Origin of the sequence: Rhodococcus sp. EPR-147 (assembly GCF_001647185.1) — a bacterium.
Lineage (GTDB): Bacteria > Actinomycetota > Actinomycetes > Mycobacteriales > Mycobacteriaceae > Rhodococcoides.
In genome coordinates, this window is sequence record NZ_LVCU01000423.1 from 1 (window position 1) to 7,722 (window position 7,722).

The window sequence follows — 7,722 nt, forward strand, 5'->3', positions numbered from 1 at the left end:
CGTTCCACTACTGGGGCGCTGCCGCCGTGCAGCGTCTGCGAGGAATGTTCGCCTTCGCCATCTGGGACACCGAGACGCGCGAGATGTTCGTTGCACGCGATCCCTTCGGCATCAAGCCACTGTTCCTGGCCACCGGTCCCGGAGGCACCGCGTTCGGTAGCGAGAAGAAGAGCGTGCTCGAGCTGATGGATCTGCTCGGCGTCGGCACCGATCTCGATCCGCGTGCCATCGAGCACTACACGGTGCTGCAGTACGTCCCCGAGCCCGAAACCCTGCACGCAGGCGTTCGGCGGCTCGAATCCGGTTGCTACGCCACGCTGTCACCGGGCACGCCGCCGAAGGTCACTCGCTACTTCACCCCGAAGTTCCCGGTTCAGCCATTCGCACCCGGCAGCGAGAAGGCGCGGTACCAGGAAATCGCCGAGGCACTCGAAGACTCGGTTGCCAAACATATGCGCGCCGACGTCACGGTCGGCTCCTTTCTCTCGGGCGGAATCGATTCGACGGCCATCGCAGCTCTGGCGATCCGTCACAACCCCGACCTGATCACGTTCACCACCGGATTCGAGCGCGAGGGCTACTCCGAGGTGGACGTGGCAGCGGAGTCGGCCGCGGCAATCGGTGCTCGGCACATCGTGAAGGTCGTCGGACCCGAGGAGTTCGCGGCGTCCATCCCCGAGATCGTCTGGTATCTGGACGATCCAGTGGCCGACCCCGCGTTGGTGCCGCTGTACTTCGTCGCCAAGGAAGCCCGCAAGCACGTGAAGGTCGTGCTCTCCGGCGAAGGTGCGGACGAGTTGTTCGGCGGTTACACCATCTACCGCGAACCGCTGTCGTTGAAGCCGTTCGAGTCGCTTCCCGCATTCCTTCGACGTGCGGCCGGCTCGTTGAGCGAGCGAATCCCCGAGGGCACTCGCGGCAAGAGCCTGCTCAACCGCGGATCCATGACTCTCGAAGAGCGGTACTACGGCAACGCACGCAGTTTCAACGACGCGCAGTTGCGGTCGGTGCTGCGCGAGTTCCGATCCGAGTGGACCCATCAGGACGTCACCGCGCCGATATACGCGCAGTCGCAGGGATGGGATCCGGTGGCTCGCATGCAGCATCTGGATCTGTTCACTTGGTTGCGCGGCGACATTCTGGTGAAGGCCGACAAGATCACCATGGCCAACTCACTCGAGTTGCGCGTTCCGTTCCTCGACTCCGAGGTCTACAAGGTCGCCGAGAAGCTCCCGCTCGACCAGAAGATCACCAAGAGCACCACCAAGTACGCTCTGCGTCAGGCGCTGGAGGGAATCGTTCCCGGTCATGTACTGCATCGCGCCAAGCTGGGATTCCCTGTGCCACTGCGCCATTGGCTGCGCGGACCGGAACTCTTCGATTGGGCCCACCAGCAGATCGCCGACTCGCAGACCGATCACCTGCTCAACAAGGCCGCCGTCGTGGCGATGCTCGACGATCACCGCGCCGGCAAGTCCGATCACAGCCGTCGACTGTGGACGCTGCTGATCTTCATGGTGTGGCACGGCATCTTCGTCGAGAAGCGCATCGTGCCGCAGATCGCCGAACCGGAGTATCCGGTCAACATCTGACCTGGCCGACCGTCCCCGCCGGATCAATGCGACTTTCGGTCGCTCGGAGTGCAACGAAGCCACATTGATCCGGTGGGCGAACGAACAACCTCGATCAGGCGGGGAGCAATGCCCCGATTTCCTCGCCCGCTTCTTCACCGTAGGCAGAGGTCAGACGCTTGATCGCGTCGTCGCGGTTGAGATCCCACTCCTGCGTGCCGGTGGTCTCGAGCACCAGCACGGCCACGAGCGAACCCAGTTGCGCTGCACGTTCGATGCTGGCTCCGGCCATGTGGGCGGTGAGGAAACCTGCTCGGAAGCCGTCGCCGACACCGGTCGGATCGACCTTGCTCGTCTCTGGCACGACACCGACATGGGTGTGCACACCACCCTTTTCGACGATGTCCACGCCACGCTTGCCCAGGGTGGTGACGCGCAGATCCACCTTGTCGGCGATGTCAGCGTCGGACATGCCGGTCGTCTGCTTGAGGAGCGCCCATTCGTACTCGTTGGTGAACAGGTACGCGGCACCGTCGATCAAGTCGGTTGCCTGCGCGGCGTCGAGCCGAGCGAGCTGCTGCGACGGGTCGGCCGCGAACGGGATGCCTGCAGCGCGGCACTGCGCCGTGTGCGCCGTCATCGCGTCGGGGTCGTTGGCACCGATCAGAACCAGGTCCATCGCGTGCTGCGCCGCGAGTGCCTCGATGGAGATGTCCCGGGCCTCGCTCATCGCTCCGGGGTAGAACGACGCGATCTGCGCCATGTCCTCGTCCGTGGTGCAGACGAAGCGAGCAGTGTGTGCGGTAGCGGACACGCTCACACCACTGCAGTCGACGCCGTGCTCTTCGAGCCAGGTCCGGTACTCGGCGAAGTCCGGTCCCACGGCCCCGACGAGCAGAGGCGCGCCGCCGAGAACTCCGAGTGCGTACGCGATGTTTCCGCCGACGCCTCCCTTGCGAATGACCAGATCGTCCACCAGAAAGCTCAACGAGATGTTCGAGAGCTGATCGGCGACGATCTGCTCGGCGAACCGTCCGGAGAATCGCATCAGATGGTCGGTCGCTATCGAGCCGGATACCGCGAGTGTCACGAAGGAAGGCCTTTCGGTTCGTAGATGCTGTGGAGTCGACGGCTAGACACGACTGTGACCGGTACACGCATGCGTGTACCGGTCACAGTCGAGTACGAGTCAGCTCAGTTGAACGAGTCGCCGCACGCGCACGATCCCGTGGCGTTCGGGTTGTCGATCGTGAAGCCCTGCTTCTCGATCGTGTCCACGAAGTCGATGGATGCACCCTCCACGTAGGGAGCGCTCATCCGGTCCACTGCGAGGGTGACGCCGTTGAAGTCGACCGCGAGGTCGCCGTCGAGGCTTCGGTCGTCGAAGAAGAGCTGGTAGCGCAGTCCTGCGCAACCACCCGGCTGCACGGCGATGCGCAGCGCGAGGTCGTCACGGCCTTCTTGATCCAGCAGCGCCTTGGCCTTGGTCGACGCGGTCTCCGTCATGGTGACCTTGTGTGCCGTGGTTTCGGTCGTTGCGGTCTCATTCGAAACGGTCATGGGTTCTCCCTATCAGTCGTACAACCCGTGAATGACTCAACCGTACTCCCGGTAGCTCTATTCCTCACGCTCGCCGCCTCCCTTGCACACCGGTGTCGACCACGTCGGCCGCGACGCGCGCGGCCAACTGTTCGAGCTGATTCGCCGCATCCGACATCGCCAGCTCGACCGAACCCGCGAACTCACTGATCGAGTGCGCAGCCGAGATGCCCGCCGACTCCAGTTCGTCCTTCGACAACGTGACCTGCCCCGCGAGCACGATCGTGTCGATGCCCGTCGCGCCGCCCGCGGCAGCGATTCTGGTCACCAGCTTGCCGCGCAGCGATTGCGAGTCGAATTTGCCCTCACCGGTCAGCACCAGGTCGACGGAGTCGAGCAGTTCCTGCTGGCCGGTTCGTTCGGCCACCACGACGGCACCGGGTAGCTGCCTGCCGCCGAGTGCGAACAGTGCCGCCCCCAGACCTCCTGCGGCTCCGGCTCCCGGTCGGTCTGCCACGTCGTAGCCGGCGGCAGAGAGCACTGCAGCCCAATCGGTGTTCGACTCCTCCAGCCGAGCGACGGTGTCTGCGTCGGCACCTTTCTGTGGACCGAACACGCGGGCCGCACCGGTGTCGCCCAGCAGCGGGTTCTCCACGTCCGACGCGGCGACGAGGTCGATGCCCGACAATCGCGCGACCGCCGATCCGAGTCCGCCCAGCGCACGAATCATCGCGCGCCCGCCGTCGCTGCAGCTGCTTCCGCCGAGCCCGACGAACACCGTTCGCGCCCCGGCGTCGAGAGCGGCGTCGAGCAGCTGACCGACGCCGTAGCTGCTCGCCTTCAGTGCTGACAGTGGAGTGGGCGGGCCGTCGAGAAGATGCAGTCCGCAGGCCTGAGCCGATTCGATGTACGCCGCCGTACCGTCGAGCAGCCAGTGGGCTCGGACCGGGTTGCCGAGGGGCCCGTCCACGTCTGCGGTCTGCACGGTGCCGATGCGCGAGGCCAGGACCTCGACGAACCCTGGGCCGCCGTCGGATTGGGGCGCGAGTTCGAGTTCGTCGGTCTCACGAACCGAGGCCCATCCCCTGGCGATGGCGTCGGCCGCGGCCGCGGCAGTCAAGGTGTCTCCGAACGAATCCGGCGCAATCATCACTCGCATCGTCGGAAGTCTAGGGCTGCAGCGCCGGAACGGCATCCGCTGTTTCGCCGCTGACCTGGCCGGTGTTCGTCGGCAACGGGCCATCCCATACTCTGAGTGCGTGAAGCTGCTACGCCGTGGAAACTCTGACAATTCGGACGGAAACGACTCGAACGAATCCGAGTCGACGACGGCCGGGAGCGACGCAACCCCTTCGGTGTCTCTCGGCAAGGGCCGACCGACCCCCAAGCGCCGTGATGCCGAAGCTCGGCGTCGCGGACCGGTTGCTCCTGCTCCTCTGACGAGCAAAGAGGCACGCGAGCGCCGCAAGGCGAACAAGGGCAGCAAGGAAGACCGCAAGGCCGCCTCCAACGAGCGACGCGCCGCCGCAGCCGAACGACGCGCACGGATGCTGGCGGGCGAAGACAAGTATCTGCTCCCCCGCGACAAGGGTCCGGTGCGTGCATACGTACGCGACATCGTCGATGCACGACGCAACCTCGTCGGCCTGTTCATGCCGCTGGCGTTGATCCTGATCTTTGCGCTGTTCCTGCAGCCTCAGGTACAGCAGTACGTCACCCTCGGCATGTTCGTGATGATGCTCTTCATGGTCGGCGAGGGCATCTACCTCGGCAAGATGATCAACAACAAGATCCGGGTGCGGTTCCCCGAGACCACCGACGGCGGTTTCAGGATCGGGTGGTACGCCTTCGTCCGTGCGTCCCAGATCCGCAAGATGCGCGCACCCAAGCCGCGAGTCAGCGCCGGCGAGGCCGTCTGACGTCGGTGGGCGAACCGAGACGAACCCTCGTGCTCGGTGGAGCCAGATCCGGCAAGTCCGGGCACGCGGAATCGCTTGCCGTTCTCGAGCCGGTTCGCTATCTCGCGACCGGTCGGCGGGACGCCACCGACGAGGACTGGCAGCTTCGTATCGAGCGTCACCGTGCGTCGAGACCGAGACATTGGTCCACCGTCGAAACCGTCACGTCTCTGTCCGGTGTCGTGACGCAGCCGTGGGACGGCACCACCGTCGTCGACGATCTGGGAACGTGGCTGACGGGAATGCTCGACGATGCACAGGCCTGGGAGCTCCCCCGCGGCACGATCGCACCGGCTGTCGACGATCTGGTTCGGGCAGTCGCGGACTGCCCGTCCCACCTTCTGCTCGTCAGCCCCGAAGTCGGCTTGTCCGTGGTGCCCGAATCCCGTTCCGGTCGCCTCTTCCGAGACGAGCTGGGATTGCTCAATTCTCGGCTCGCGGCAGTATGTGACAGGGTTCTGCTGGTCGTCGCAGGACTCGCGCTGACCCTCAAGGACCCTCCGGCGGACTTCATCACCGCGAAAGGCACAGTGTGACAATTCTTTCGGAAGAGGCTTCGGCGTCGTCGCCGTTTCGTCCGGTGACAGCTCCGTCGGACTCGGCTCGATCGGCCGCCGCCGACCGGCAACAGGAATTGACCAAGCCTGCCGGAAGCCTCGGTCGCCTCGAGGCGCTCGGTGAGTGGATCGCCGCCTGCCAGGACGCCTGCCCGCCGCGGTCTCTCGAACGAGTGCGTGTCGTCGTCTTCGCCGGCGATCACGGCGTGGCCGCACACGGGGTCTCTGCCTACCCTCCCGAGGTGACGGCTCAGATGGTCGCGAACATCCGCGCCGGCGGCGCAGCGGTCAACGTACTCGCGGCCATCGCCGGTGCCGCGGTTCGGGTTGTCGACATCGCGGTCGACGCCGATACGGATTCTTCGGTGTCCGCGTTCAAGATTCGACGGTCCAGTGGATCGATCGACCGCGAGGATGCACTCACCGAGGACGAGGTTCGGGCCGCGATCGCTGCCGGAGCCGCCATCGCCGACGAAGAGGTCGACGGCGGCGCGGATCTTCTCATCGCAGGCGATATGGGTATCGGAAACACCACTCCGGCAACGGTATTGATCGCCACCCTCACCGACACCGAGCCGGTTGCCGCCGTCGGTCGCGGCACCGGAATCGACGACGCGGGGTGGATCAGGAAGACCGCAGCGATCCGGGACGCGATGCGTCGAGCCCGGCCGGTCGCGAAGAACCCCACCGATCTGCTGCGTGTCGCGGGCGGTGCCGACATCGCGGCCCTCGCCGGCTTTCTGGTACAGGCAGCGCATCGGCGAACCCCGGTGATTCTGGACGGCCTGGTGGTGACCGCGGCCGCATTGGTGGCCGAGGACGCGGCGGCCGGGGCACGCAACTGGTGGGTTGCCGGGCATCGCTCGGCCGAGCCTGCCCATTCACTTGCGTTGCGGCACTTGCGTCTCGAACCGATCGTGGAGCTCGGGATGCGACTGGGCGAAGGTTCGGGAGCGCTGGCGGCGTTGCCTCTGGTTCGTGCGGGTGTCGGCACCCTCAATTCGATGGCAACCTTCGCCGACTCCGGTGTCAGTACCGGCGACAGCGAAGCCCGCAGCACTGCCGAAGACCGCAGCACCGCCGAAGACCACTGACTGTGCGCAGCCCAGCCGATTCACTGGTGCTCGCGTTCTCCTGGCTGACGGTGCTTCCCGTGCGCGGCCCCGACGAGGTCGACAGGGACTCCGCCGGGCGCGCGATAGCGCTCGCTCCAGTCGTCGGTATCGCCCTCGGCAGCATCAGCGCGATCGTTCTGTGGGTGTCGATCACTGCGGGCCTGACGCCTCTCCTCGGCGGACTGCTCGCCGTCGCGGCCTCGGCATTGCTCACTCGCGGCATGCATCTGGACGGCTTGGCCGACACCGCGGACGGACTGGGCTGCTACGGACCTCCCGAGCGCGCGCGAGAAGTCATGAAGTCCGGCAGTGCGGGGCCGTTCGGAGTTGCGACCATCGCACTCGTTCTGGCAGTACAGGCCGCGAGCCTGGGCCAGCTCGCGCACCAACAGCTGTGGTGGGCCATTGCAGTTCTGCCGGTGATCAGCCGGGTGTCGGTGGTCCTGGCCTGCCGCCGGGGTACGGACGCGTCGTCGCCGAACGGTTTCGGCGCTCTCGTCGCGGGCACGCAGTCGAACATGGCACCAGCGCTGTGGGTGGTTGTCGCAGTGGCGAGCTCGGTGTTCGCACATCCCGACCGCCCGTGGCAGGGCCCCCTGGTGGTCATCGCCGTACTCGCCCTCGCGATGGTTCTCACTCGCCACTGCGTGCGACGCTTCGGCGGGCTCTCCGGCGACGTGCTCGGAGCCGGAATCGAGACCACCACCGCGCTGGCCGCGGTCGGCCTGCTTCTGGGAAGCTAGCGGAGCTTGGTCATCCAGCCGTGCGTATCGGCGAAGGTGCCGCGCTGAATGCCGGTGAGCGTGTCGCGCAGTGCGAGCGTGATCTCGCCGGGCTCGCCGCCTGCGATCTCGAACGCCCCCTCGGTGGACTTGACGCTACCCACCGGTGTGATGACCGCTGCTGTGCCGCAAGCGAACACCTCGGTGATCTCGCCGGAGTCGGCCCCCTTTCGCCACTCCTCGGTGGAGATCCGACGCTC

At 66.0% G+C, this 7,722-nt stretch carries 8 protein-coding genes and 1 pseudogene; 5 read left to right on the forward strand and 4 right to left on the reverse strand.

Features of this window, described 5'->3' with window-relative positions; translation table 11 throughout:
* The coding region (gene asnB / locus A2J02_RS18705; protein ID WP_068052111.1) for an asparagine synthase (glutamine-hydrolyzing) at positions 1–1,592 on the forward strand (1,592 nt) is incomplete at its 5' end.
* A 94-nt stretch (positions 1,593–1,686) separates the two neighbouring features.
* Here the strand turns inward: asnB and A2J02_RS18710 are convergent.
* The 3 genes from A2J02_RS18710 to A2J02_RS18720 form a co-directional block, all read right to left on the reverse strand.
* Complete coding sequence (locus A2J02_RS18710) at positions 1,687–2,661, reverse strand: carbohydrate kinase family protein (protein ID WP_068052113.1); 975 nt, start codon at positions 2,659–2,661, stop codon at positions 1,687–1,689.
* Positions 2,662–2,765: 104 nt separating this feature from the next.
* The gene (locus A2J02_RS18715; protein WP_068052114.1) at positions 2,766–3,131 is read right to left on the reverse strand and encodes a HesB/IscA family protein; all 366 of its coding nucleotides are present in this window, start codon (positions 3,129–3,131) and stop codon (positions 2,766–2,768) included.
* A 64-nt stretch (positions 3,132–3,195) separates the two neighbouring features.
* The gene (locus A2J02_RS18720) at positions 3,196–4,269 is read right to left on the reverse strand and encodes a glycerate kinase family protein (protein WP_068052116.1); all 1,074 of its coding nucleotides are present in this window, start codon (positions 4,267–4,269) and stop codon (positions 3,196–3,198) included.
* Positions 4,270–4,369: 100 nt separating this feature from the next.
* Here A2J02_RS18720 and A2J02_RS18725 point away from each other — a divergent pair, with 100 nt between their 5' ends.
* The 4 genes from A2J02_RS18725 to A2J02_RS18740 are packed head-to-tail and all read left to right on the forward strand — an operon-like array spanning position 4,370 to position 7,483.
* The gene (locus tag A2J02_RS18725; RefSeq protein ID WP_068052118.1) at positions 4,370–5,029 is read left to right on the forward strand and encodes a DUF3043 domain-containing protein; all 660 of its coding nucleotides are present in this window, start codon (positions 4,370–4,372) and stop codon (positions 5,027–5,029) included.
* Positions 5,030–5,034: 5 nt separating this feature from the next.
* Positions 5,035–5,604 (forward strand): bifunctional adenosylcobinamide kinase/adenosylcobinamide-phosphate guanylyltransferase, encoded by a 570-nt coding sequence (gene cobU / locus A2J02_RS18730; protein WP_068052121.1) that lies wholly within the window; start codon positions 5,035–5,037, stop codon positions 5,602–5,604.
* Complete coding sequence (cobT, locus tag A2J02_RS18735) at positions 5,601–6,719, forward strand: nicotinate-nucleotide--dimethylbenzimidazole phosphoribosyltransferase (protein WP_068052124.1); 1,119 nt, start codon at positions 5,601–5,603, stop codon at positions 6,717–6,719. Before cobU ends, cobT begins: the two co-directional genes overlap by 4 nt.
* A gap of 2 nt (positions 6,720–6,721) precedes the next feature.
* Positions 6,722–7,483, forward strand: coding sequence for an adenosylcobinamide-GDP ribazoletransferase (locus A2J02_RS18740; RefSeq protein ID WP_082899531.1), 762 nt, complete (start codon positions 6,722–6,724; stop codon positions 7,481–7,483).
* On the opposite strand, the pseudogene A2J02_RS18745 reads toward A2J02_RS18740, so the two are convergent.
* Positions 7,480–7,722: pseudogene (locus tag A2J02_RS18745) on the reverse strand (branched chain amino acid aminotransferase); the annotation flags it as partial. The gene A2J02_RS18740 and the pseudogene A2J02_RS18745 overlap by 4 nt on opposite strands.

What these genes read in the sequence shown, in the direction of transcription:
- A2J02_RS18715 (WP_068052114.1), bottom strand. Translation starts at nt 3,131, where the DNA reads ATGACCGTTTCGAATGAGACCGCAACGACCGAAACCACGGCACACAAG.
- A2J02_RS18720 (WP_068052116.1), bottom strand. Translation starts at nt 4,269, where the DNA reads ATGCGAGTGATGATTGCGCCGGATTCGTTCGGAGACACCTTGACTGCC.